General features: G+C 55.4%; 22 protein-coding genes and 4 tRNA genes. 16 read left to right on the top strand and 10 right to left on the bottom strand.

The genetic code is table 11. The features are described from left to right. Window positions 1-3: 3 nt before the first annotated feature. From secE to ACW44H_RS00815, 7 genes are all read right to left on the bottom strand, one after another. Complete coding sequence (gene secE, locus ACW44H_RS00845; RefSeq protein ID WP_167408796.1) at window positions 4-387, bottom strand: preprotein translocase subunit SecE; 384 nt, start codon at window positions 385-387, stop codon at window positions 4-6. A gap of 74 nt (window positions 388-461) precedes the next feature. Next, window positions 462-537 (bottom strand) — tRNA-Trp (locus ACW44H_RS00840). A 227-nt stretch (window positions 538-764) separates the two neighbouring features. After that, a tRNA-Thr gene (locus tag ACW44H_RS00835) sits at window positions 765-839 on the bottom strand. Between the two features lie 13 nt (window positions 840-852). After that, window positions 853-926 (bottom strand) — tRNA-Gly (locus tag ACW44H_RS00830). A 140-nt stretch (window positions 927-1,066) separates the two neighbouring features. Continuing rightward, window positions 1,067-1,150 (bottom strand) — tRNA-Tyr (locus ACW44H_RS00825). A 119-nt stretch (window positions 1,151-1,269) separates the two neighbouring features. After that, on the bottom strand, window positions 1,270-2,109 hold the full coding sequence (locus ACW44H_RS00820) for a type III pantothenate kinase (protein WP_113269845.1): 840 nt from the start codon (window positions 2,107-2,109) through the stop codon (window positions 1,270-1,272). Next, complete coding sequence (locus ACW44H_RS00815) at window positions 2,106-3,101, bottom strand: biotin--[acetyl-CoA-carboxylase] ligase (protein ID WP_113269846.1); 996 nt, start codon at window positions 3,099-3,101, stop codon at window positions 2,106-2,108. The genes ACW44H_RS00820 and ACW44H_RS00815 overlap by 4 nt, the downstream gene beginning before the upstream one ends. 235 nt (window positions 3,102-3,336) lie before the next feature. On the opposite strand from ACW44H_RS00815, the gene typA reads away from it, so the two are divergent. From typA to ACW44H_RS00785, 6 genes are all read left to right on the top strand, one after another. Then, window positions 3,337-5,187: a translational GTPase TypA gene (gene typA / locus ACW44H_RS00810; protein WP_113269848.1), complete on the top strand. Its 1,851-nt coding sequence runs from the start codon at window positions 3,337-3,339 to the stop codon at window positions 5,185-5,187. Window positions 5,188-5,467: 280 nt separating this feature from the next. Next, window positions 5,468-6,913, top strand: a complete 1,446-nt coding sequence (locus ACW44H_RS00805) for a sodium-dependent transporter (protein WP_457506230.1) — start codon at window positions 5,468-5,470, stop codon at window positions 6,911-6,913. Window positions 6,914-6,962: 49 nt separating this feature from the next. Next, window positions 6,963-7,733, top strand: a complete 771-nt coding sequence (locus ACW44H_RS00800) for an ABC transporter ATP-binding protein (protein ID WP_457506229.1) — start codon at window positions 6,963-6,965, stop codon at window positions 7,731-7,733. Between the two features lie 73 nt (window positions 7,734-7,806). Continuing rightward, complete coding sequence (locus ACW44H_RS00795) at window positions 7,807-8,526, top strand: ABC transporter ATP-binding protein (protein WP_113269851.1); 720 nt, start codon at window positions 7,807-7,809, stop codon at window positions 8,524-8,526. Between the two features lie 16 nt (window positions 8,527-8,542). Further along, on the top strand, window positions 8,543-9,547 hold the full coding sequence (locus ACW44H_RS00790) for a branched-chain amino acid ABC transporter permease (protein WP_457506228.1): 1,005 nt from the start codon (window positions 8,543-8,545) through the stop codon (window positions 9,545-9,547). Beyond that, window positions 9,547-10,872 carry a branched-chain amino acid ABC transporter permease gene (locus ACW44H_RS00785; protein WP_457506227.1) on the top strand — a complete coding sequence of 442 codons (1,326 nt, stop codon included), beginning with the start codon at window positions 9,547-9,549 and terminating at the stop codon, window positions 10,870-10,872. The genes ACW44H_RS00790 and ACW44H_RS00785 overlap by 1 nt, the downstream gene beginning before the upstream one ends. An 81-nt stretch (window positions 10,873-10,953) precedes the next feature. Here the strand turns inward: ACW44H_RS00785 and ACW44H_RS00780 are convergent, their stop codons facing one another. Both ACW44H_RS00780 and ACW44H_RS00775 read right to left on the bottom strand, forming a co-directional pair. Beyond that, window positions 10,954-12,162: an ABC transporter substrate-binding protein gene (locus ACW44H_RS00780; protein WP_457506226.1), complete on the bottom strand. Its 1,209-nt coding sequence runs from the start codon at window positions 12,160-12,162 to the stop codon at window positions 10,954-10,956. Window positions 12,163-12,281: 119 nt separating this feature from the next. Continuing rightward, window positions 12,282-12,527 (bottom strand): hypothetical protein, encoded by a 246-nt coding sequence (locus ACW44H_RS00775; RefSeq protein WP_113269855.1) that lies wholly within the window; start codon window positions 12,525-12,527, stop codon window positions 12,282-12,284. A gap of 65 nt (window positions 12,528-12,592) precedes the next feature. Between ACW44H_RS00775 and ACW44H_RS00770 the strand changes: the two genes are divergently transcribed. Both ACW44H_RS00770 and rapA read left to right on the top strand, forming a co-directional pair. Continuing rightward, window positions 12,593-13,396 (top strand): redoxin family protein, encoded by an 804-nt coding sequence (locus tag ACW44H_RS00770; RefSeq protein WP_457506225.1) that lies wholly within the window; start codon window positions 12,593-12,595, stop codon window positions 13,394-13,396. Between the two features lie 114 nt (window positions 13,397-13,510). Beyond that, complete coding sequence (gene rapA / locus ACW44H_RS00765; protein WP_457506224.1) at window positions 13,511-16,456, top strand: RNA polymerase-associated protein RapA; 2,946 nt, start codon at window positions 13,511-13,513, stop codon at window positions 16,454-16,456. Here rapA and ACW44H_RS00760 read toward each other — a convergent pair. Beyond that, complete coding sequence (locus ACW44H_RS00760; RefSeq protein WP_457506223.1) at window positions 16,453-17,361, bottom strand: TIGR01777 family oxidoreductase; 909 nt, start codon at window positions 17,359-17,361, stop codon at window positions 16,453-16,455. The genes rapA and ACW44H_RS00760 overlap by 4 nt on opposite strands. 159 nt (window positions 17,362-17,520) lie before the next feature. Between ACW44H_RS00760 and ACW44H_RS00755 the strand changes: the two genes are divergently transcribed. The 8 genes from ACW44H_RS00755 (at window position 17,521) to ACW44H_RS00720 (ending at window position 25,942) form a co-directional block, all read left to right on the top strand. Then, entirely contained in the window at window positions 17,521-18,573 is a 1,053-nt protein-coding gene (locus tag ACW44H_RS00755; protein ID WP_457506222.1) for an NAD(P)/FAD-dependent oxidoreductase, read from the top strand. A 238-nt stretch (window positions 18,574-18,811) separates the two neighbouring features. Then, window positions 18,812-19,732: a MerR family transcriptional regulator gene (locus ACW44H_RS00750; protein WP_196238093.1), complete on the top strand. Its 921-nt coding sequence runs from the start codon at window positions 18,812-18,814 to the stop codon at window positions 19,730-19,732. A gap of 87 nt (window positions 19,733-19,819) precedes the next feature. Next, window positions 19,820-21,232 (top strand): deoxyribodipyrimidine photo-lyase, encoded by a 1,413-nt coding sequence (phrB, locus tag ACW44H_RS00745; RefSeq protein ID WP_457506221.1) that lies wholly within the window; start codon window positions 19,820-19,822, stop codon window positions 21,230-21,232. Between the two features lie 60 nt (window positions 21,233-21,292). After that, window positions 21,293-21,724, top strand: coding sequence for a nuclear transport factor 2 family protein (locus tag ACW44H_RS00740; protein ID WP_457506220.1), 432 nt, complete (start codon window positions 21,293-21,295; stop codon window positions 21,722-21,724). Window positions 21,725-21,760: 36 nt separating this feature from the next. Next, the gene (locus ACW44H_RS00735; protein ID WP_457506219.1) at window positions 21,761-22,546 is read left to right on the top strand and encodes an SDR family NAD(P)-dependent oxidoreductase; all 786 of its coding nucleotides are present in this window, start codon (window positions 21,761-21,763) and stop codon (window positions 22,544-22,546) included. Then, the gene (locus tag ACW44H_RS00730) at window positions 22,543-23,916 is read left to right on the top strand and encodes an NAD(P)/FAD-dependent oxidoreductase (RefSeq protein WP_457506218.1); all 1,374 of its coding nucleotides are present in this window, start codon (window positions 22,543-22,545) and stop codon (window positions 23,914-23,916) included. The genes ACW44H_RS00735 and ACW44H_RS00730 overlap by 4 nt, the downstream gene beginning before the upstream one ends. After that, complete coding sequence (locus tag ACW44H_RS00725) at window positions 23,913-24,677, top strand: DUF1365 domain-containing protein (RefSeq protein ID WP_457506217.1); 765 nt, start codon at window positions 23,913-23,915, stop codon at window positions 24,675-24,677. The genes ACW44H_RS00730 and ACW44H_RS00725 overlap by 4 nt, the downstream gene beginning before the upstream one ends. Continuing rightward, the gene (locus tag ACW44H_RS00720; protein WP_457506216.1) at window positions 24,674-25,942 is read left to right on the top strand and encodes a class I SAM-dependent methyltransferase; all 1,269 of its coding nucleotides are present in this window, start codon (window positions 24,674-24,676) and stop codon (window positions 25,940-25,942) included. Before ACW44H_RS00725 ends, ACW44H_RS00720 begins: the two co-directional genes overlap by 4 nt. Window positions 25,943-26,019: the final 77 nt, after the last annotated feature.

The following is a 26,019-nucleotide window of genomic DNA, read 5'->3' as shown; positions in this document are numbered from 1 at the left end:
CTCCTAACCAATGACGCCGGACATCGCCCAGCCAAGAAGAGTATCGATCAACCACAGCATAAGCCCCACCACCAGAACCGCCACTAGCACAATAGCTGTGGTTTGAATGGTTTCGGCACGGGTCGGCCATACAACGCGCTGAATCTCTTTCTTGGCGCTTCTGGCAAGCTCCACTAAATCACGACCTTTTGTAGTGGTCAGCGCGATCAAACCCGCAATCACACACAACACCACCACGCCTAGAACGCGGTAGAGCAGGCCAATATCGGCGAAATAGGTATTACCAATGACAGCAACGACAAGCAGCGCTACGACCGCCGCCCACTTGAGCCCGTCATGGCGTTTCTGTTGCACCTCGGCGCCATGCTTTACAGAACCAGGCTTCATAAAAACGAGACTCCTCAGGGTGCGGCGAACGGTAAAAGAATTTTGGAAAAAAGACATACCAACCTGGGGAAGGTTGGCAGGCCAGGAGGGAATCGAACCCCCAACCTGCGGTTTTGGAGACCGCTGCTCTGCCAATTGAGCTACTGGCCTGTATCATCGTACTGATTTTCTGCTTCGATCATCAGTCACATAGACTATCTACACCTATCGATAAGCGCCTTTTCAATCGCCTATACAACAGCGGGCGCCATGGTAGCGGAGAAATCCACTCCTGACAACCCCTCCTTACGCCCAAGCCTTGCAAAACGTCACTTGCGCACAAAGACAAAAAAAGCGAGCTGCGCTCGCTTAATCTGCAACTCTCTTCTTGCAAAATATGGAGCTCATGGACGGAATTGAACCGTCGACCTCACCCTTACCAAGGGTGTGCTCTACCCCTGAGCTACATGAGCTAAACACATCAACTGGAGCGGGCGGCGGGAATCGAACCCGCACCATCAGCTTGGAAGGCTGAGGTTCTACCATTGAACTACGCCCGCAGAACCTGTCTTAGAATGACAATCCGCTACGCGCTGATTTATAGCCTTACCTTCTAAACTAAAGAAGTTATAAATCGTAGACCATGCCCGTTACCGGCTTTTCATCCAGCAACACCGACCGCATCGACGCTGCTTAATTCTGGTGGAGAGGGAAGGATTCGAACCTTCGAAGCTTTCGCGGCAGATTTACAGTCTGCTCCCTTTGGCCACTCGGGAACCTCTCCAGCTGTGGCGGCACATTATGCCAGCCTCCAAAGCGGTGTCAAGCTAGATATTTACTTAATTTATCGTAGCTTGCGATGTTTAAGCACCGGCTGCCTGCCTTGGAACGCGCTGCATTTTGTCAAAGCAACATTGAGAATGCAAGTCCGGCGCGAATCTTTTCTAGCGCCACAGGCTCAGGCACCCGCGGCGCGCCCGACATTTTCCCTGCACGCTCGGCGAAGGTCATTGGAAAACACGCCTCTAATCCGCCATATACCATATCCGGCCACACCGCATGAGGCACCTGCACGCCCCGTGATACCACACGCGCATCGCCACCCGTCAGCAGCATTGGCAATGCCACACCCTCCTGGTCGCACACTTCGCTGTAAATGCGGTTAATAGCACTCACTGCCGCCATGTAAATACCGTGATTCACTGCATCAACGGTCCGCCGCCCTGGCTCCAGCAAGGCATCCGCTTCACTGTCCGGGTCGATAGCCACGTTGCGGGTACCAAGCTTTAAGCTCTCCTTCATAAGGCGGAGACCCGGGATAATAAAGCCGCCGAGATGAGTGCCGCCAGGCAGTACAAAGTCGATAGTAATCGCACTTCCACAATCCACTGCGCAGCAGCCACCCGCTAACTGATAGCCCGCCAGTGCGCCCATCCAGCGATCAACACCTAATCGCCCTGGCTCCTCATAGCCATTAACGACGCCCAGCGCCTCATGGGTAGAGTGTGCCACATGCACATGGCGCACCCGGCTACGCAGTAAAGCGACGGTTTCTTCCAGCACGGCGGCCCTGGCTACACTCGATATGCGCACCGCTTCGACCACGTCAAGATCGGGAATATCGGCCCCAGGCCGCCACTCCTCACGGGTCCAGACCGCGCCACGTGAACGTATCTCACTACTCTCGGAATCCTTAAGCCGCCATTTTGACAGCGTGTTGCCGATATCCAGATCCAGAATCATAAACGCCTGCGTACGCTAATCTCACCGCCGGCTAGGCGTCGCGAGTGACCATTTTCGGCAACCCATAAGTTGCCACTCTCATCTACTTCCCCGGCGACAGCGTCGCCGGTCTGCTGCCCCTGAATCACCCGAATGGGTAGCCCCGCATAGGCATGACGCTGATTCCACGCATCCTGCCAGGCGCTAAAGCCGACTCGCTCAAAGTCAGCCAGCATGGCCAATAGGCCTGCTACCACTTCCGATGCCAATTGATTCCGCGAGATATTCGGCAGCCGCTCGAAAAGCGCCGCAACAGGCTGGTCGATCGCTGCCCGCTGAGCGGCAGGCAACCATAAATTCATTCCCATACCAATGACGACTTCACAGGGGCCTGCCGCATCACCGGTGACTTCGATAAGAATGCCGGCCAGCTTGCCGAGCTCGTCGCTCGCTGCATCACCTTGTTCGGAGAGTAAGATATCGTTTGGCCATTTTAGCTTAGGCGCTACGCCATGCTGCTCTAGCACCTGAGCGACGACGACCCCCACGGCCAGACTCAATCCCTCCAGCACTGCGATACCTGATTCAAAGCGCCAGCCTAACGAGAGCATTAAACTCTGCCCCCAGGGTGTCGACCAGACACGACCACGCCGCCCACGCCCCGCCGTTTGCAGTTCAACCAGGCACACCTCACCATGCCCCGCGCCCTGCTCAAAGCGTTGACGCAAGTACTCGTTACTGGAGGGTAACTGGTCTTCGACAAATAGTCGCGCCAAGTGATGACGCGCCTGGGCAGGCAGGCGTTCGACGATCTTGGCGCCTTCCAATGGTTCTAGCGGCTGAGCCAACCGATAGCCACGCCCTTTGACAGCCACCAGCTCAACCCCAAGTGCCTCAAGCTTTTTTAACTGCTTCCACACCGCAGCACGAGAAATACCCAGCGTTTCACCCAGCTGCTCGCCTGAGTGAACCTCGCCATCGCTTAACAAACGCATCAGATTGCCGATGGTCATGCTCCTGCCCCAATGGGAAAAGCGCTATTCTAGCGGATGGAGGATCAGGGCGAAAACTTTCCTGAGGGCGACCAAGGTCGATAAACACGCCAGTAATATCAGCGAAGCCTTCGTCATGGTAGAATACCCCTTGGACGCAAGCCCTGAGCCAAGATGGTCGGCAAATTGCCAGCCCTTGCGACCCGCATTTTCCGACCCGTGGACGAACGGGTGTTCACAAGAGTTCTCTCTCAGCATGCAAAACCAGCAAAACTCCAGCGCGGTTAATAACCTGCGCAACGTCGCGATCATTGCCCACGTTGACCATGGTAAAACCACTCTGGTCGACAAACTCCTGAGCCAGTCCGGCACCCTTGACCGTAAAGCAGAAGGTCAAGAGCGCATCATGGACTCGAACGATCAGGAAAAAGAACGTGGCATTACCATTTTGGCCAAGAATACGGCCATCCAATGGCAAGACAGCCAAGGTAACGGCTACCACATCAACATTGTGGATACGCCTGGACACGCCGATTTCGGCGGTGAAGTTGAGCGCGTCATGTCGATGGTTGATTCGGTGCTACTGCTCGTAGACGCCGTTGATGGCCCGATGCCGCAAACGCGCTTCGTGACCCAGAAAGCATTCGCCCAAGGCTTGAAGCCGATCGTGGTGGTCAACAAAATTGACCGTCCCGGTGCGCGCCCTGACTGGGTTATCGACCAGATTTTTGATCTGTTTGATAACCTCGGCGCGTCTGACGAACAGCTCGACTTTCCGATCATCTACTGCTCTGCCTTGAACGGCATTGCCGGTATGGATCCTGAAGAGCTGGCGGATAACATGGATCCCATGTTCCAGGCCATCGTCGATATTGTCGAGCCACCCAAGGTGGAACTCGACGGCCCTTTCCAGATGCAGATTTCGGCACTGGATTACAACAGCTACGTGGGCGTTATCGGTCTGGGTCGCATCAAACGCGGCTCGGTAAAACCGAACCAGCAGATCTCTGTGATCGGCGTTGACGGTAATGTGCGTAAAGGCAAAATCGGTCAGGTCATGACCCACATGGGCCTGGAGCGCGTTCAGACCAACGAAGCGACCGCTGGCGATATCGTCTGCATTACCGGCATCGACGATCTGGCGATTTCCGATACGCTGTGCGATCCGGCCAATGTTGCAGCGCTCCCCCCGCTGTCCGTTGACGAACCGACCGTGTCGATGACCTTCCAGGTCAACGACTCACCTTTCGCCGGTAAAGACGGCAAGTTCGTGACCAGCCGTAATATCAAGGACCGTCTTGATCAAGAGCTGATTCACAACGTGGCGCTACGCGTTGAACAGGGCGAAACTCCTGAGAAGTTCAAGGTGTCTGGCCGTGGCGAACTGCACCTGTCGGTGTTGATCGAAACCATGCGCCGTGAAGGCTTTGAGCTAGCCGTTGGCCGCCCCGAAGTCATCATCAAAGAGATTGACGGTGAGAAGCAGGAGCCTTACGAAGAAGTCATCATCGACTGTGAAGAGCAGCACCAGGGCTCGATCATGGAAGAGCTGGGCTACCGTAAAGGCGAGATGACCAACATGCTGCCGGACGGTAAAGGACGGGTTCGCCTGGACTTCATCATCCCTGCGCGCGGCTTGATCGGCTTCCGTGGCCAGTTTTTGACCCTGACCTCGGGCACCGGCATCCTGACCAGCCGCTTTGATCACTACGGCCCGCTGAAGCCAGAAGCCTCTATCGAGCGTCGTAACGGCGTGCTGGTTTCGATGGTCGACGGTAAAGCCCTTGCCTATGCGCTGTATGCGCTACAAGAGCGCGGCAAGCTGATCATCGATCACGCCACGGAAGTTTACGAAGGCATGCTGATCGGCATCAACAATCGCGCTAACGACATGGTGGTTAACCCCACTAAAGGCAAGAAGCTCGACAACATGCGCTCCACCGGTAACGATGAAAACATCGTACTAACCCCACCGGTTAAGTTCTCCCTGGAGCAGGCCATCGAGTTTCTTGACTCCGACGAGCTCGTCGAAGTCACGCCGGCGCATATCCGCCTGCGCAAAAAGCTGCTGAAAGAGACCGAGCGCAAGCGTTACAGCAAGAAGTAACACACTCGAAGCAGTTAACATCCAAAAAAACCCGCGCAAGCGGGTTTTTTTATGCTCTTTTTATACTTAGACGCCGCGATTTTCAGCGCCTCAGCTCGCTCCACCCAATTGCCAAGATAGTTCCCTAAACGCAGCCTAAACGCTATTACGCTGGAAAGGTAGCGCGTTCTATCGCAAAGTAACGCTAGTTCAGCGCGTCCCAGGCACGCTGTCGTCGCCATATTCATACAGGTGTTTGGATATTTCCCTATCCTGACCCCCAAACACGGACACTTTTCCCATGAGCGGTCATAACGTCTGGACGCATAAAGGAACCTTTCTTCTAGCAGCAGTTGGCTCAGCGGTCGGCTTAGGCAATCTGTGGCGATTTCCCTATCTCGCCGGTGAGAATGGCGGCGGTGCGTTTATTTTAGTGTACGCACTCACCATCTTTGCGGTCGGCATTCCCATTCTGATTGCTGAGATTCTGCTCGGGCGCAACAGCCGACAAAGCCCGATTATGGGCATGCGGCACCTCACTAAAACCCATGGCACCTCACGCGCGTGGGAAACCATTGGCTGGCTGGGCGCCGCCTCGGCATTTTTGATTTTAAGCTTCTATTCGGTGATTGCCGGCTGGGCGATCCACTATACCTGGCTAATGCTTACCGGCTCGCTAATGGGGGCCGATGCCCAAACGATTAGTGATGGCTTCGATGCCTTACTGGCTGCCCCTGGCTTGATGACGCTCTATCACACACTTTTCATTGCAGCATCAGCGCTGATCGTGGGTATGGGTATCCATAAAGGCATCGAGTCTGGACTACGAATTATGATGCCTGCACTGTTTATCATCCTGCTGGTAGTACTGGCTTACGGCGCAATTAATGGTGATATGGGTGCCGCCGCCAATTTCCTGTTTACCTTTAATATCGCCGACCTTAGCCTTGAGGGTTGGCTACAGGCCATGGGGCAGTCGTTCTTTACCCTGAGCTTAGGCATGGGGGCCATTATGGCTTACGGCGCCTATATGCCCAGCAACGTGTCGCTGACCCGCACCGCCTTTGCGGTCGCCATCGTCGATACCGCCGTGGCGATGGTGGCGGGCCTGGCTATTTTTGCCCTGGTGTTTGGGGCGGGCCTAGAAACAGGTCAAGGCCCTGGGCTGATGTTTGTCACCCTGCCGCTGGCATTTGCCGAAATGCCGTTTGGCGCTCTAGTCGGCGGGGTATTCTTTATTCTGGTGCTTGGCGCCGCTATCAGCTCCTCTATTTCGCTGATCGAACCCGTCGCTGCTTTCCTCGTAGAGCGCTTTGATATGACGCGTCCTCAGGCCGTTATTATTATGGTGATTGCCGCCTGGGCGATGGGCCTATTGACGGTCGTCAGCTTTAACGTATGGGCCGAGGGGACGATATTCCATAGCCTATTTGGTCGTAGCGCCTTCGATTTTATTGAGCTACTCACTAATATCTTTATGCCGGTTGGCGGCTTATTAATTGCGCTATTTGCCGGCTGGGCGCTGACACAAAGCGAAGTAATGAAAGAACTGGGTGCCAGTGTCTCTTGGTTTAAGTGCTGGCGTTTTCTAGTACGCTTTGTGGCTCCTGCCGCCGTCGCCTTTGTCTTTTTACGCACCATTCCTCAGGTGGATGGTTATCTCATCCCTACCCTTGGCGCGCTGCTAATTGTCGGCGCTTTTGCTGCCAGTCAGCGGTGGCTCAAAAAACCACGACAAACAACTTAATAACAGTGCGCAGGCGGCTGATTAGCCGCCTGTATCGCGTGGAGACACCATGACCCCCCTTATTGATGTACAACGCGTTAACAAAGCATTCGGCGGCTTACAGGTGATTAACGACTGCTCTATTCAAGTAGAAAAAGGCTCCATTACCGGCATGATAGGCCCCAATGGTGCGGGCAAATCGACCCTGTTTAATTTAATTGCTGGCGCCTTGGCCCCCGATAGCGGTCGCATTCTGCTCAATGGCGAAGACATTAGCGAGCTTAGCGCCGACCAGCGCTTTCATCGTGGGCTGCTGCGTACTTTTCAGATCGCCCACGAGTTCAGTCAGATGAGTGCGCTGGAAAACCTCATGATGGTACCGCCCAAGCAAGCCGGTGAAGACCTTTTCAGCGCTTGGTTAAAGCCTGGCAAGGTGCGGCGGGAGGAAGCTGAGGTGCGCCGTCGCGCGCTTGAAGTTATCGACTTCGTTGGCCTGCATCATGTGCGCAATGAGCTGGCGGGCAACTTATCTGGGGGGCAGAAGAAACTATTAGAGCTTGGCCGAACCATGATGACCGATGCCAAGGTCGTGCTCCTTGATGAGATCGCAGCCGGAGTGAACCGCACCTTGCTGGGCGATTTGATTGGCAATATTGAGCGGCTCAACCGTGAGATGGGCTACACATTTCTGGTCATTGAGCATGATATGGAGATGATCGCCCGCCTCTGCGACCCGGTCATTGTGCTCGCCCAAGGCAGCGTGATGGTCGAAGGGCATATCAACGACATCCAGAACAACCCTGAAGTGATCGAGGCCTACTTCGGCACTGATGCTGCTTAAATATGATGCTTTCTCTACCCACCAATGATTACGATAATGTCGCTGCGAAGCGACCTTGCTGAGATATTTTCTTATGCCATCAACAACCAGGCCATTACTCGAGGCGCACGACGTGCACGGCGGCTATGGCGGCATGAATATCCTTAACGGGATAAACATGACGCTGGAAGCCGACGAGGTCGGGGTTATCGTCGGCCCTAACGGGGCGGGCAAATCGACCATGCTCAAAGCGGTCTTTGGTCTGCTGAACGTCAGTCAGGGTGAGATATTGCTTAATGGCCAGCCGATCCAGAACTTACCCCCAAACCAGTTAGTGCAGCGCGGCATGGGCTTTGTACCCCAGGAGAAAAACGTTTTCCCGAGCCTTTCAGTGCAGGAAAACCTGGAAATGGGTGCGTTTTTAAAGCCGCAAAACGTCAAACGCATGCTGGCCCAGGTGTATGAGTTTTTCCCACCGCTGTATGAAAAACGTCGCCAACCTGCCGGTGAGCTTTCCGGTGGCCAGCGTCAAATGGTCGCCATGGGGCGTGCTTTGATGGCCGAACCTAGCCTGCTGTTGCTGGACGAACCCACCGCGGGGCTGTCGCCGCTGTATATGAATGAGATTTTCGACCGCGTCAAACAGATCAACGCCGCTGGCGTGGGTATTTTGATGGTGGAACAGAACGCCAAACAGGCACTCGCGATAGCCGATAAGGGCTTTGTGCTGGCTGCTGGCCAAAACCGCTTTACCGACACTGGGGCTGCATTACTTGCCGACCCCGATGTCGCCAAAAGCTTTTTGGGCGGCTAGCCCCAGGGAGAAATGCGTGAACGAACTGGCTTTTTTCATTAATAACGTGGTCATTGCAGGCAGCGTGAGTGGCTCTATTTACGCCATTGGGGCGATTGGGGTAACGCTAATTTTCAGCATTATGCGCTTTGCCCACTTTGCCCATGCCGACATGATGACCTTTGGCGCCTTTATGGTGCTACTGCTGACCACGCTTTTCCCGGCGGCAGGCGCCAGCGTTGGTGTGCCCACAGCGGTTTTGATGCTGCCGCTAGCGATGCTGCTAACTGCTGCCTTGGCCGTAGGCATCGACAAGACCTTTTATAAACCGCTGCGTGCTCATGGTGTTAAACCCATTGTGCTGGTGATTGGCTCGCTAGGCGTGACGTTGATTCTGCAGGGGCTGATTCGGCTCTTTTCGGGCACCGGCGGGCAGAGTTTATATGTTGATGACCGCAAGGAGATCTTCCGCCTTGCGCTGCCCTTCGAGGGTGCCCGGGCACCTATTGTGGTTACCGAGCCGCAGATTTATCTGTTCGTGATTACCATCGTTGCGGTCGTCGCGCTGCATCTTTTCCTTAACCGTTCGCGGTTAGGTAAAGCCATGCGCGCAATGTCGGATAATCCGGAGCTTGCTCAAGCATCGGGTATTAATACCAATACCATTGTGGCGGTGACCTGGATTATTGCCGGAGCGCTGGCGGCTATTGCCGGCACGTTGCTCTCCCTGGATGTCACCTTTAAGCCCGACTTGAGCTTCTTCCTGCTGCTGCCCATTTTTGCCGCTGCCATTGTCGGTGGTGTCGGCCACCCTTACGGCGCCATCGCCGGGGGCTTTGTAGTCGGCTTTGCCGAAACGCTGGCGGTGTTTAACTGGAATGTGCTGCTGCGCCCCTTCCGCGATAGCCTACCAGCCTGGCTGGAGCTACCGTCGAATCTGGCCTTCGTAGGTACCGAGTACAAAATTGTCGTACCGTTTTTCATTCTGATAGCCATTCTGGTGTGGCGTCCCACCGGACTCTTTAAGGGCAAGGTGATCTAATGAGCCATTCAGCCAAAACACGTAACTCTGCCTACGTTCCTCAAGACGCCACGCCTACCCGTCGCTTTCCGCTGCGCGAGTTGATTCTGTTCGGTGTGCTGCTCGTGGCTATTTTGGCGGTTTATGCCATCATGGGCGCCGCCTACAGCACTCGCATGCTGGTAGAGGCTGCCTGCTACGCCATCCTGGCACTGGGATTAACCATTCAATGGGGCTACGCAGGCCAGTTTAACGCTGGGGTAATGGGCTTTGTTGCCCTGGGCGGCTTCTGTGCCATGTTCTTTAGCGTCCCGGTCAACGATGCTTTTTGGGGCACCGCGCTGCCCGGTGAATTTGGCCGCGTGCTGCTGTATGGCGCTGCTGCCATCCTCTTGATTATTGGCGCCAGCAAACTCGACCGTTTAGGCGTGCCGAAGCTTCTGCGTACGTGTATTACGTTGGTACTGGGCGTCATACTTTACCTCGTGGTGATTAGCCAGCTACGTGAGGTAACGGAAGCGATTGAAAGCCAGGCAGGTTTTGTCGGTGGACTAGGCTTACCCCCTTGGACCGGTTGGATAGTAGGGGGCGCGCTGGCAGGGGGCGTCGGCTATTTTATCGGTCATATATGCCTGGGCTTGCGCAGCGATTACCTGGCCATTGCCACCCTGGGCATCGCCGAAATCATTAAGGCGTTCTTAAAAAACTCTGATTGGCTTACCCGCGGCACTGCCACCGTGTCTCCGCTCCCCTGGCCAACGCCGGGGCCTGCTGAACTGGGCTTCACGCTTTCCCGAGTCATCTATCTTTCGTTTACCGCGGTCATCATTGCGGTGATCTTCTTTCTGCTCAATCGAGCCTACAACGCGCCGTGGGGCCGTATGATTCGGGCGATTCGCGACAATGAAGTCTCGGCTGCGGCGATGGGTAAGGATATCAATAAACGGCGTCTGGAAATCTTCGTGCTGGGCTGCATTCTGATGGGCTTAGGCGGCGGTATATTGGGCACCTTCAACAGCCTCTTCGACCCTCAAGGCTATTTGCCGCTGAACCATACGTTCCTGGTGCTGGTGATGGTGATACTTGGCGGACCGGGCAATAACCTGGGCACCATTTTTGGCGCTGTGGCGGTGTATATCATCTGGATTATGTCTGAGCCCCTGGCGCTGTTCTTAATGCAGCTAGCGGTGGCCTTTGGGGAAGGCGCTTTTGGCTGGGATGCTCCTGGTAATATGGATAGCCGCGCCTTGCAGGCACGGGTGCTGGTGATTGGCTTATTGATCACCATGGTGTTGCGCTTCGCGCCTAAAGGCCTGTTTCCCGAGAAGATCAAAAGCCATAGCTGATCGACACAAGCTACCCCAGTAAAAATGCCCGGCGGGTCAACTGCCGGGCATTTTTTATGGTTTTAAATAAGCGTTGAAAGCTTAAAGATCGACCTGACCTTTACTGGTAAAGCTGCCATCTTCGACGACCATTTCTACCACCACGCCAGGTACGTCGCCGTTATCATCAAACTCATGCGAGCCGGACGCGCCTTCATAGTTAATCTCGGTGCCTTCGGCAATCAGCTCAACCGCTTTTTCCCACTCGCCAGGCAGAATAACCTCGCCAGGGGCGCTGGAAACACTGCGCAGTGCTTCGGAAAGGCCTTCGCGCTCAGCGCTACCGTTTTGTTCAATCGCCAACGCGATCAGGAAGGCAGCATCGTAAGCCTGGGCAGCAAACACTGCACTTGGATCCAGCTCAGCAGCTTCGGCGGCTTCGATAAAAATATCGGTGCCGGGCAGATCAGGGCTGCCAGGGCGCGTGGCGATCATGCCATCCAGCACGTCAGCGCCAATCGCCTCGACAAGGCTATCGCCGACCATGCCGTCAGCACCCACGTATTGGTTAAACATGCCACTTTCGTAGGCTTGGCGCAGTACCGTTTGACCTGAGGTATCGGCATAGGCCAATACAACGAGGGTATCCACACCACTCACTGAGAGCGAGCCTAACTCAGAGCGATAATCCGCGCGGTTATCTTCGTGGGCCAGGTTCTCAGTAATCTCACCACCGCCCGCTTCAAACGCAGCGCTGAAGGCATCTGAAAGCCCTTGACCATAATCGTTGTTCACGTAGGTGACCGCGACCGCATCAATGCCTTTTTCGAGCAGCAGCTTGGCAAGCATTTCACCTTGGAAAGCATCTGACGGTACGGTGCGGAAGACAAGATCATTATCATCCAGCTCAGATACCGCCGGTGCCGTAGAGGCAGGGGATACCATCAATACGCCACCGGGAATGGCGGCGTTGTTAGCCGCGGCAATGGTGGCACCGGTACACAGCGCCCCTACAATCGCTGTAACATTCTCAGAGTTAACCATGCGATCAGCGGCGTTAGAAGCAGCTGATGCATCGGAACAGGTAGTATCCCCCGTCGGCATCACCAATGTTTGGCCATCTAGGATGCCGCCCTGCTCATTGATTTGCTCAACAGCCAGTTGCGCCCCTTCAAAAATTGGGGGTGTTAAACTTTCAATACCCCCGGTAAAGCCGCCCAAGAAGCCAACTTTGACCTCTGCCTGCGCTACTCCGCTCAATGCCAGGGTTGAGGCCGCCACAGCGGTGGCTAATGCGCGCTTATTGATCATGTTATTTGTCGCTCCCAGTGTCATAAGAAATTGTGCATTTTTTTAGTTTGCCCCAGCGATCAATCGCTAAGGTTGCTATTAATCTGGAACTGGAACGGCAAAAACACAAGCAACGCTTTCTAACGCTCGTCGTCTTCCTCTGCCTTACGCCTGCGTTCAGCAAGCTGTTTTTGGTGACGTTTGCGGCGGTAAACGCGCATTAGCGCAATCGATAATGCCGTGGCCAGCATGCCCGCTAGCACAACCCCCTGCCAGGGCCGGGCTGCGTTTCCCATCACTGTTTCCAAGGTAATTATCACAATTAAGCCAATCGCCTGGGAGCCGATCGCTAGCGCGCGCAGCTTATCAAAAGCGGGTGGGGGCATAACGTCTCCGTAATTTGCAGCTCGCATGGTATGGTCTGCCAGTGTACCTGCTTCACGAGAAAACCATGAACGCCATTGCTCTCGGCCCGCTACTGATTTCATTACCGCGTCTCTATGCCATTGGCTGCGCACTGCTGCTGCTACTTTGTGCCCGGTTACTGTTGGGACTCCCCCGGCGTGACCAGCAGCGCTGGTTTACTGGGCTCATTATTGTCTGGTTAGTCGGTGCTCGGGTGGGCCATATTTTGCTCAACCTGGATAGCTATAGCGATGCCCCGCTTGAAGCGCTAAAGGTCTGGCAGCCCGGCTACCATGGCCTGTGGGGAATGGTGGCCGGGTTGGTATGGACGGCCTGGACACTACGCGCACGCCTGTTGGCCATGGGCGGTGCGATGGCCATGTTAGTGGCTGCTTCCAGCCTGTGGCTGGTGCTGATCACCCTGGCGCCTCTGGGCGATGACTTTGCGGTTGACTCCCTACCGGAAGTAACGCTGGAAGATGTAGAGGGTAATCAAGTGCATTTGCCATCGCTTGCTGAAAACGGTGATCTAATTATCGTCAATCTTTGGGCGACGTGGTGCCCGCCCTGCCTGCGTGAAATGCCGCTGCTTGAGGAAACCGCCCAGCGCGAGGGCATCAGCGTAGTGGTCGTCAATCAGGGTGAAGACCTGCTGCCTATCGTGCGCTATTTGGATGAGCAGCAGCTTGAATTTCGCTATGCGCTGCGCGACCCCAGTCAGCAACTGATGGCCTTGTTTAAAGCCCCGGGATTGCCCACCACCGTGCTGTTTGATGACCAGGGAAACACCCTGGATGTGCATGTTGGCGAGCTTACCCGCGCTCATCTGGACCGCTGGTTACAAGATTGATGACGATACACCTTAATCCCCCCGCCGCTTTGCGTTAGAATCCCCCGCCCTGATGCCGCCGGCGCTCCCCCTCCGGCGGCTGTCGACCCGTTTTGCAGACTCCCCCGAGGCATCATGAGCGATTTTTCTCCCGGCCAACGCTGGATTAGCGACGGCGAAGCTGAACTTGGCCTCGGCACCGTGCTTAACTGCGATGCCCGTAGCGTTACCATCTTGTTCAGTGCCAGCCAGGAAACCCGTACCTACAATACCCGCCAAGCCCCGCTGACCCGCGTCATGTTTGGTAGCGGCGACCGCGTGCTCTCCGCCGACGGTTGGCAAATGGTCGTCGATGACAGCAAAGAGTCCCGTGGCCTGATTACCTATATAGGCGAGGACAGTGAAGGCAACCTGCGCGAACTGCCTGAGGCCAAGCTCGCCGATACCATGCAGTTTGACCAGGCGCGTGACCGCCTATTGACCGGCCAGGTCGACCGCAACGACTGGTTTGATTTGCGCTTTCGCACCCTACACCACTATCAGCGTATCGAGCAGCACAGCGCGCTGGGCTTTTCCGGGCCGCGTATCGACCTGATTCCCCATCAGCTCTACATTGCCAATGAAGTCGCCAACCGCCATGCGCCCCGCGTACTGCTGGCAGACGAAGTGGGCCTGGGTAAAACCATTGAAGCTGGACTGATTCTGCACCGCCTGCTGCTCAATGGCCGCGTTGAGCGCGCGCTGATTCTGGTCCCCGACAGCCTTACCCACCAGTGGCTGGTCGAGCTGCTGCGCCGCTTCTCACTTAACGTTTCACTCCTGGATGAAACCCAGAGCCAGGCCCATGGCAGCGCCAACCCCTTTGAAAGCGCCCAGCTTGTGCTGGCGAGCCAAGGCTGGCTATTTGCCAACACCCAGCGTCAGGAGCAGGCACTGGCCAGCCAGTTTGACCTGCTGATTGTTGACGAAGCGCACCACCTCGACTGGAGCGAAGAGGGTAGCGGCCCCGGCTACCGGTGCGTCGAGCAGCTTTCGGCTGTCATTCCCGGCCTGCTGTTGCTCACCGCGACCCCCGAGCAGATGGGTATCAAAAGTCACTTTGCCCGCCTTCGGCTGCTGGATAGCGAGCGCTACCACGACTTGGAGCGCTTCAAAACCGAAGAGAGCCACTACACCGAGGTGGCCCGCGCCATCGATGCACTGGATGCCCTTCCCGGCGACCCTGCGGCTCGCGCAGACGTATCCAATGTGGCCGATGACCGCGACAGTCAGGCACTACTGGCCACGCTGTGCAATAAAGAGGCGAGCCGCGACCAACAGGACGCTGCTCGCGCTCAGCTGAGCGAAGCGTTGCTCGACCGCCACGGCACAGGCCGGGTGATGTTTCGCAACAGCCGCCGTCACGTGGGGGGCTTCCCGGAACGGCGCTTGCACTTAGTGCCGTTGGCGCTGCCTTCGGCCTACCGTCGCGTCGTGCGCCGCTTAGAGCGCGACGAAGACTACCTCGATGAGCTATTGATCGAGACCGGTATGGATCATCCCGACGTGCTGATCTACCCCGACGCGGCCTACCGCGAGCTCAGCAATGACCCGCTCAACGGCGAAGATTGGTGGCACATCGACCCGCGGATTAACTGGTTGCTGGAAAAGCTCAGCGACGACAGCGAGAGTGGTTTCGCCAACGAGAAAGTCCTGGTCATTGCCCACCACCGGGAAACCGCCGAAGGGCTTGCCGAAGGGCTGCGGGTGCTAGGCGGTTACCACGCCCCGGTGTTCCATGAAGACCTCTCGTTGATAGAGCGTGACCGCGCGGCGGCGGCCTTTGCCGATGAAGATGAGGGTGTCCAGGTACTGGTGTGCTCGGAAATCGGCTCTGAGGGACGCAACTTCCAGTTCTGTCGCCACTTGGTGATGTTCGATATGCCCCAGCATCCGGACCAGCTCGAACAGCGCATTGGCCGCCTGGATCGTATCGGCCAGCGCCACGCCATCGAACTGCATATTCCAACCTTTGAAGGCAGCCCCGGCGAGCGCCTGCTGCGCTGGTACCACGAAGGCATGGACGCATTCAGTGCGCCTCACGGGGTGGGCAACGACTTGTTTGATGCCTTTGGCGACGCCCTGGCTGACGCGCTGTTGGATGATGAGGCACTTGACGAGATCATCGCCGAAACCCGCACGATGTTTAGCGCCAAACTGGCGGAACACGACGCGGGCCGCAACCGGCTGCTGGAGCTCAACGCCTGTCGCCCCGCCCGCGCCCAACAAGTCATCGACGCTGTTCGTGAACTCGACGAAGACGCCGCCCTGCCGCGCTATATTGAGCGAGCGCTGGATGTTTTCGGCGTCGATAGCCAGGAGATCGGCAAAGGGCTGATGCACCTCCAGCCCAGCCAACATATGCTGGATGGCTTACCGGGGCTGGTCAAAGGCGAAGAGGGCTTTACCGCCACCTACAGCCGCGCCCAGGCGCTTGCCCGGGACGATGTGCAACGTCTCTCATGGGAGCACCCGCTGCTACGAGAAATGATGGGCCGAGTGTTGGATGGCACCATGGGTAACTCAGCGCTGGCTCTGCTACGCCACGACGCCATTCCCGGCGGACGCTTAATGGCCGAGCTGGTGTTCCGCACCCACTGCCCAGCGCCCAAGAAACTGCACCTTAACCGCTTCCTGCCGCCCACCGCCGTGCGCCTGCTGCTTGATGAGTCCGGCGCCAACCTGACCAGCAAGATCTCGTTCACCGGCTTAGGCAAGAACCTGCAGAAGGTTAACAAGTCGCTGGCACGGGATTTGATTAAGAGCCGTCACGACCAGCTGCGTGAACTGCTAACGCAGGGTGAAGGCGAAGCCGAGCGCCAGCTGCCCAGCATCGTCGAGAACGCCGAGGCGCGTATGCGCGTCCAACTGGACGCCGAGATTGCCCGCTTAACCGCGCTGGCCGAGCATAACCCAGCGGTGCGCAGCGCAGAAATCGACGCACTTAAAAGCGAACGTCAGGCGCTCAGCGAAGCGATTGAGAATACCCGCCTACGGCTTGATTCAGTGCGGGTGATTATCACCGTTGATGCCGACCGTTAATCGCGAAGGATAGCGTCAAGCGCCTTATCAAGGGTGGGGTACTGAAAAGTAAAGCCAGCAGCCTCAAGGCGCGCAGGACGCATATCCGCCCCGGTCAGTAGTAATCGTGACATCTCCCCAAGACCCGCTTTTAGTACAAAAGCGGGTACTGGAAAAATAGCAGGGCGATTGAGCTGCTTGGCCAGGGTTTTGGTAAACGTGGCATTCGTAACCGGGTGCGGTGCGCTGCCATTAAAAGCACCGTTCAAGGTCTCTTGATTGATAAGGAACAGAATCGCCGCGACTAAGTCGTCGCGGTGAATCCACGGCATAAATTGTTCACCGGAACCAAAACGGCCGCCTAATCCCAACTTAAACGGCGGTAGCATCTTCTGTAAGCTGCCACCCCCTGCATCCAACACCAAACCAGTACGCACAATCGCTAAACGCACCCCCATGGCCTCAATCGGCTGAGCTGCCGCCTCCCACTGCTTGCACAGACGATGAGCAAATTCATCATTTGGTTTTGTCTCCTCGGTCACCACGCGCTTGCCCTGATCGCCGTAGTAGCCCATCGCCGAACCCGACACCATGACCTTCGGCAACGGCTGTCCGTTGGCCTGCAATTGTTCACACAACACCACTAACTGCTTTGTAGTCGCCACGCGGGAATTAATCAGCTTGGCTTTCTGCTCATCGCTCCAACGCTTGCCAGCAATGGACTCCCCGGCCAGATTAATCAACGCGTCCGGCGGCGATTCGATAAACGCCTGGGCGCTATCGCGAATGTCGCAGCCGCTGGGCAGTCGATCGCGTACTTGATGAGGGCGACGGGAAACCACCTGAATGTCATGGCCTTGTTCAATCAGTTGCTCGCATAGGCGTTGGCCGACAAAGCCACTACCACCAGTTACTAATACACGCATGGAATTACTCCTGTTGGTGCCACTGTTAAGTGTCAGCTTAGCGAGACAAGTCTATCGACAACAATATTGTACGTTAGTTATACAATGATGATACAGTAGCTTTTCACATAAGTTTTTTGACAGCTTTTATTGGTCATTTTTTAAACACCGTGAGGGATCATGGCTACTCTACCGCTATCGGCTACACGCAGGGTTGCCATCATCGGAGCAGGTATTTCAGGACTCGCCTGCGCAAAAGTACTCGCCAACAGCGGTGCCAATATCACACTCTTTGATAAAGCCCGCGGCCCCGGTGGACGTATGGCGAGTAAACGCAGACCCAGCGCCACCCTGGATTTAGGTGCCCAGGCATTCAGCGTTCGCGACGCCCATTTTCAGCGTGCCGTGGATGAATGGCTCGCTGCTGGCTGCATAGCGCTCTGGCCAACGCTTACTTATCAGGCTAGCTCAAGTGGCTGGCAGGCGCATAACGATCACCAAAAGCGCTATACCGGCACGCCGAGAATGAGTGCCTTAACTCGCTATATGGCTGATGCATTAACGGCCCAGTTCAATGCCAAGTTGCATGTGGGCACTCCCATCGCAGCGCTTAACTTGATCCCTAATGGCTGGCAATTGATAGACGTTGATCAGACCATGTATGGCCTTTTTGACCAAGTAGTCATCAGCACGCCACCGCCCCAAGCTCATGCATTACTAGCCGCATGGGACACCGAGTTGGCCACGGCGTGTCAAGCACGAGAACAGCGGGCCTGCTGGGCGGGGTGGGCTATTTTTGACGGACCGCTTCCCGCCATACCGAGGGTTGATCCGGGCTGGCAAATGGCACGTGTAACACATCAGGTGCTAAGCGTGGTGTCACGCAACCAAACCAAACCGGGGCGCACCACTCAACCTGAAAGTCTCAGCTTGCTGGCTCAACTTGACTGGAGCGAGTCGCATTTAGAACAGCCTGCCGATGAAGTGGCCAAACAACTTGTCGACGCGCTAAAGAGTATTTTTTCAGCCTCAACCGCCCTGCCCGAGCTAATTGAAATGGGGGCACACCGTTGGCGCTACGCTCAACCGGCTAACCCTTGTGAGCATACATACTTATACAGTACGAACGGTTTGGCCTTATGCGGCGACAGCTTTAGCAGCGGTCGCGTTGAGGATGCATGGCTTTCAGGCCAGCGATTAGGAGAAGCCCTAGTAGGCCGGTCGGTTCAATAAGCACAGCACTTAAATGATTAAGAAGGATTTTGGTAAAGGTTGTACCGAGTAGCGACAAGTTGTACAAATGGGCATACAGTATCGTGCTAATGTTTAGTATTTCATCATCGGGCAATCGTTACATGGAACTTGAATCACCTTCGCCGCGGCGAACAATGACTGGCCCCTGCAGCGTTACGCTGCAGTTAACTCATATGCGGTTAACTAATTTACAGTTAACTAAGAGGTACTGGCGCCCATGAGTCTAAAGGCGACCCACCCACCCGATACGCCGCTCTATCCGATACGCGAAGTATCTCGCTTAACGGGCGTTAATTCGGTCACCCTTCGCGCTTGGGAACGACGCTATGGGTTAATTCGCCCCCAGCGAACGCCAAAAGGCCATCGTCTTTATGCTCAAGACGACATCACACGCATCGAACGCATTTTGCAGTGGCTCAATCGTGGTGTGCCGGTCAGTCAAGTCGCCGACTTGCTTGACCAGCCAGAAACAATTGATACCCCTACGCCTGATACCGGTGATTGGGTAAGCCAGCGCCTCCAATTGCAAGCCATCATCGAAGCGTTAGATCTGCCCAAGTTAGAGGCGTTTTATCAGCAGAGTTTGGCGCTCTACCCGCTGAGCATTGCGATCAACGAGCTGTGGCAGCCGGTCATTTTAACCCTCGAGGCTAAATGGGCTGTTCAGGCGGATCAGTTGGTACGCCGTACCTTGGAAGCGTTTCTACGCAGCCAAGTGGGCATTCGCTTGCATTATGCCAACCAGACGACCCGTGGCCCGCTGATTTTGCTCAACGCCATGCCCGATGATCCTGGCCCTTTATGGGTGCTGATGTCGGCGCTAATGGCCAGTGAACAAGGCTACCGGGTGCAACTGCTTGACCGCTCATTGCCGTTGGAGGATCTCCCTCAGGCAGTGGCTCGGCTACATTCATCGATGGTGCTACTTTCTAGCGGTCAGCGGGAAAGTGATAGCTATATTCATCAAGCGCTACCCAAAGCAGCCAAGGCACTTAACGTGCCTATTGGTGTGTGTGGCGAAGTTGCTCGTCTGCGCGAAGCCGATTTGCGCGATAGCCCGGTACACATGCTCGGCGATGATCTACCCCAGGCGATTGCCCGCTTGCGCCCTCTTTTACGCGAGTTTGGGGTACTGTAGTCCACCCACTCTTATCCTGGCCGTTCGCCCTCCCCCGGCGACCGGCCATTTTTTTGCGTCGCAGAAGCCCTTATGACAGGAGATCCTATGAAACGTCAGTTGGTTTGGCTGCGCAGCGACTTACGCATTAACGATAACAGTGCTCTCGCCGCCGCCGCGGCCAAAGGTCCTGTAATAGCGGTTTTTTTACGCAGCCTCTCTCAGTGGCAAGAGCACGGTCATGGCGCCAATAAACTGGATTTCTGGGCACGGGGCGTCGCCACTGTTAAAGCCGCGCTCAACGGTTTGAATATTCCGTTGCTGCACCGAGACATTGAACGCTATGACCAAGCACCAGCGGCGCTGACTGAGATCGCACGCGACTATAATATAGAGCAACTGCACTTTAACTATGAGTATCCGCTCAATGAGCGACGCCGCGACCAAGCCGTGCAGGGTGCCTTTAAGCAGGCCGGTATAGCGGCTCATGGTTATCATGATGCGGTGGCGTTTGCACCAGGTAGCTTGTTAACCGGAAAAGGCGATTACTATGGCGTGTTTACACCCTTTTCCAGAGCGTGGCATAAGCAGATCACCGCCGATCAGCTAACGCTGCGTGATACACCAAAGGCACAAACAGCGCTGGCTATTAATAGCGACCCGTTGCCTGCACTGCCTGAACTTAACGACATACCGATTGATGGGCACCTGTGGCCTGCGGGTGAAGATGCCGCTGCGGATAATTTAGCGCGCTTTCTACGCTTTCGTGGACGTCACTATAAAGACCAGCGCGATTTACCTAAAGTGCGCGGCACCAGCGAACTATCACCTTACCTGGCATTAGGTATGATCTCCCATCGCCAATGCCTGCAAGCGGTGATGGCAGAGAATGGGGGGCATTTAGCGGATGGCGATCTCGGTCTGACGACCTGGGTCAATGAATTGATCTGGCGCGAATTTTATCAGCACGTAGCGGTGGGTTTTCCCCAGGTATGCCGCTATCAGCCCTTTCAGGAACATACCAAGCAATTGCCGTGGCGCGACGATGAAGAAGGCTTTCAAGCCTGGTGCGAAGGGCGAACAGGCTACCCCATCGTCGACGCAGCTATGCGCCAATTAGTCACCACAGGCTGGATGCATAACCGGCTGCGTATGATCACGGCGATGTTTTTAAGCAAGCACTTGCTGATTGATTGGCGGCGCGGTGAAGCCTTTTTTATGCGCCACTTAGTCGATGGCGAATTCTGCGCCAATAACGGCGGTTGGCAATGGGCTGCCTCCACAGGTACCGATGCCGCGCCCTACTTTCGAATTTTTAATCCCACCACGCAATCCACTCGTTTTGATGCGGACGGTGAGTTTATTGCGTCCTGGCTGCCTGAGCTTGCCAAACTGCCCGCTAAAGCGCGCCATGCACCACCTCAAGACCTGCTCAACGATACCGATTACCCAGCGCCGATTGTCGATCACAAAGCGGCGCGCCAGCGCGCACTAGGGGCATTCAAAGCGCTATCTAAATAGCTGGCGCTTCCTACTTCTAGCAGTCAGCAACCCACTAGTTCCCTAAACCAGGAGTCCGTCATGGCTGAGCCTGCGGCACTAGAGGCGTTTTGCGCCTTCTTCAATAAATTAGACAATAGCTGTACAGAAAAGCTATACCATGTTTATACTGAAGATATACAATTCATTGACCCACTACACCATATTGAAGGTCGCGAAGCGTTAGAGCGTTATTTTTCAACCTTGTATGAAAATGTTGAGCAGTGCCACTTCACTTACCATGCTCGGCAGCTACAAGGCCAGCAAGCATTCGTTACCTGGACCATGACGTTTATTCATCCGCGTTTGTCAGGTGGCAAACCGGTAAAAGTTGAAGGCTGTAGCGCTCTCACTTTTGCAAGCGACGGGCGCGTACAGCGGCACCGTGATTATTTCGATGCGGGCGCCATGCTTTACGAACATTTGCCGCTGATGGGAAGCGCCATTCACTGGTTAAAAAAACGCCTCGCCTAAGCGTCAACATCACAGCGGGGCGCACGAGGAAGCTTGATGAGCACATGGAAAACGCCCCAACGCATTTGGTTAACCGGCGCCACGTCCGGCATTGGTGAGGCGCTTGCCCGTAAACTCATCGCTCAAGGCCACCATGTGGTACTCAGTGCACGCAACGCTGAGGCACTCGACACCTTGTGCCAGAACCAACCCAATGCTCACCCTCTCCCGCTTGATATTAGCGACCGTCAAGCGGTGCTAAATGCTGGCACCATCATCCATGAGCGTCTAGGGGCGTTAGATTTAGCACTGTTCAATGCTGGCACTTGTGAATACCTCGATGCTCAGCAGTTCGATATGGCGCTGGTTGAGCGCGTTTTTGCGCCCAATTTATTTGGCACGCTATACGGCATCGAAGCTGCTCTACCATTGCTACGGGCAGCACGCCAAGAGGGTTTGCCCGCCCGCTTAGCGGCCACCTCCAGTGCCTCGGCTTATGTGCCGTTGCCCCGGGCGGAGGCCTATGGCGCATCAAAAGCGGCGGTGAGCTACTTTTTGGAGTCGCTGCGCTTGGATCTTGATCAGGAAGGCATAGATATCAGCCTTATCCACCCTGGCTTTGTGAAAACGCCACTCACCGAACATAACGACTTCCCCATGCCGATGCAGGTCACCGCCGAGCAAGCGGCTGACACCATTATCGAAGGGTTGGTCAAAGGCCGACTGGATATCCACTTTCCACGCCGATTTACCTACTGGGTCAAACTGCTAGGCATTTTACCTCCCGCCCTACGTCGTCAGATTGGCCTGCGCATGACCCGCGCGCAAAAGGAGTCGTCATGAGCACCTTGGCATCGCAAAGGGCATCCCAGCGCATTGCCATTGTAGGCAGCGGCATTAGCGGTATGGCCGCGGGATGGTATCTTTCAGCTCAGCATGACGTCACGCTGTTTGAGGCGGATTCGCGGCTGGGGGGCCACACCGCCACCATGGACGTGGAGGTGGAAGGGCAGACGTACGCTATCGATACCGGTTTTATTGTTTTTAACGACTGGACTTATCCGCACTTTCAGCACTTGATGGCGTCCCTGGGCGCTGCTTCACAAGCCACCGAAATGAGCTTCTCGGTGCATGAGACAGCGCGCGACTTTGAGTACAACGGGCATACGTTAGGATCGCTGTTTGCCCAACGACGCAACCTGTTTAACCCCTCCTTTTATCGTCTGCTGAGCGATATCTTGCGCTTTAATAAGCAAACGACTAAAGCGTTGGAGAGTCAGCAGTTGCCCGACTACATGACGTTGGGTGAATACCTAGACCGCAACCACTATAACCGCGATTTCCAACAGCGCTATTTACTGCCCATGGGGGCCGCTATTTGGTCGGCCAGCATTAGCGATCTACGCGCCTTCCCGCTGGCATTCTTCGTGCGTTTTTTTCGTAACCATGGCCTGTTATCGGTTAATCACCGTCCCCAGTGGTATACATTGGTGGGCGGTTCAAAAAGTTATATTCCCTACCTGACGGCCCCCTACGCGTCGCGTATTCACCTTAATACACCGGTGACCCGGATTACTCGCACCCATTGTGGAGAGCGTGCTGGCGTTACGATTACCACACCCGCGGGCAGCCAACACTTTGATCAAGTAGTGCTGGCCTGTCATGCCGATCAGGCCCTTGCGATGCTGGGCGATGCCACTGAGGCTGAGAAATCAATACTCGGCGCCATGCCGTATCAGGATAACGAGGTGGTGCTGCATACCGATACCTCGCTTCTACCTCGCCGCAAACGCGCCTGGGCAAGCTGGAATTACCGCCTGGACGAGCGAGACACTAACGCGCGCATCTCGGTTACCTACGCCATGAATATCCTGCAACGGATTAAAAGCGACACTACCTTTTGCGTCACCTTGAATGACAGCGCCAGCATTGATCCAAGCAAAGTGCTGGGTCGCTATACCTACGCACACCCACAGTTCACCTTATCAGGCCAAGCGGCTCAAGCGCGCCACGAGGAAATATCTTCCACCTCGCATCGCACGCACTTTTGTGGCGCCTATTGGCGTAACGGCTTCCACGAAGACGGCGTGTGGAGTGCACTACGAGTAGCCCAGGCCTTGGGTTGCGATGAAGCCGCCCCGCCGCCGGAGGCCCCTTCTACGTTACTTGCTCACGAGCTGCTGACACCGCACGGTGTAGAGGGATTGGTATGATCGCCACACCGCGGTCACGTATCTATCGTGGCACCCTACGTCATCGGCGGTTTACGCCAACCTCCCACGCTTTTCGCTATCAACTATGGATGGCGTGGCTGGATCTGGATGAACTGCCGGACCTATTTGATAAGGTGCCTGGTTTTAGCGCCCGTCGACCAGCATTGGCGCGCTTTCGCCGTGAGGATTATCTAGGCCCAACCGACCGGCCGCTAAAAACGGCTGTACGCGAAGAGCTTATTCGCCAGCTGGGCAGCGCACCGAATGGCCGAATCTGCGTGCTGACTCAGCTACGCACGTTAGGCTGCATGTTTAATCCTATCTCCGTCTACTACGCCTACGACCATATGGGCAGGTTGGCCGCCATATTGAGCGAAGTCACCAATATGCCTTGGCGTGAGCGTACCCGTTATGCCAGCGCTGTAGACCCTTCGCGTCATAGCCATCAAGCTTTTTTTGATAAGCGTCTTCACGTCTCGCCGTTCAACCCAATGGAAATGACCTATCGCTGGAAGTTTAACGCCCCCTGCGAAACGCTCTTTTTGCATATGGAAAACTGGCAGGACCAACAGCGCCATTTTGATGCCACGTTAACCCTCGTGGCCTCACCCGCTACTCGCGGCACACTGCTAAAAACGTTAGCTCGCCAGCCATGGGTGAACCTGAAGACTATCGCGGGCATTCATTTCGAAGCGCTACGCCTGTGGCTTAAGCGCGTCCCGGTTTATAACCACCCCACGCGCAAGGAGACTTCAAAGTGACGACCCTGCGTTCTACGCCCCCGAATAGTCAACCTGTTGAGCAAGACCGCTTAACCAAGTGGCTCAAATTGCGTCTAATGGCCCAGCTGGACACTTTTCACGGTGGTCGTATCACGCTGATTGAGGGCAATCAATGCCATCACTTAGGCCAAGAGGGGCCACTGCAGGTGACCGTGGTGATACGCCACGCCAAGGCCTGGAAGCGACTTGCCTTTGGCGGTACCGTCGGCGCTGCCGAATCGTACATGGATGGTGACTGGGATGCCGACGATCTGGTCATCCTGGTACGGCTGTTTGCTGCAAACCTTGAGCATGTAAATAGCAAAATGGAGAATGGCAGTGCCCGTATCACACGCTGGTTGCTGGGTGCCGCCTACCGTTTTCAACGTAACAGCCTTAGCGGCGCTAAACGCAATATTGCCGCCCACTACGATATTGGTAACGATCTATTTTCAACATTTTTGGACCGCCACCACTGGATGTATTCCAGCGCTGTTTTCCCCTACCCGGAAGCCAGCCTGGAAGAGGCATCAACCTATAAACTTGACCTGATGCTTGAAAAGCTCGATGTACAGCCCGAACACCATCTGTTAGAGATTGGTACCGGCTGGGGCGGGCTGGCAATTCATGCTGCAAAAACCCGCGGTTGTCGTGTCACGACTACGACTATTTCTGATGAGCAACATGCCCACACTGCACAGCGCATCAAGGAAGAAGGATTAGAAGAGAGTATTACTCTGCTCAAGCAGGATTACCGTGAATTAACCGGACGCTATGAACGGCTTATTTCGGTTGAGATGGTTGAAGCGGTCGGCCATCAATATCTCGACACTTACCTTAATAAACTGGATAGCCTTCTGACTGACGATGGGCAGGCAATGCTGCAAGCGATCACGATTCGTGATCAGCGCTTTGAAGAAGCCAAACGCGATATGGACTTTATCAAGCGCTATATCTTTCCCGGCGGTTTCCTGCCCTCACACCACGCTATGTTAAGCAGTATTATGCGCAAAACATCGCTGAATGTGATTGCGTTGGATGAAATTGGCCCGCATTACGCTCGCACACTGCGAGAGTGGCGTCATCGCTTTGAAGCAAACTTGGAACAGGTACGAAAGCTGGGATATGACGAGCGTTTTATCCGCATGTGGCGTTACTACTTAAGCTACTGCGAGGGTGGTTTTATCGAGCGCTCCATTGGCACCTGTCACCTACTGCTGGCTAAACCAGCGGCCAAACCGATTACCCTCACTGGCGCCATCTAGATGGCCTCGTGTCACTGCTAGGCTTTGTTGCTAAATGCCCTACGCTTTGAGCTTTGTGTGGGGGTTACTTTGCAACT

The organism is Vreelandella sulfidaeris Esulfide1 (assembly GCF_054072535.1).
The sequence above is the reverse complement of the archived record's forward strand: the minus strand, read 5'-3'. Positions and strand labels throughout refer to the sequence as shown.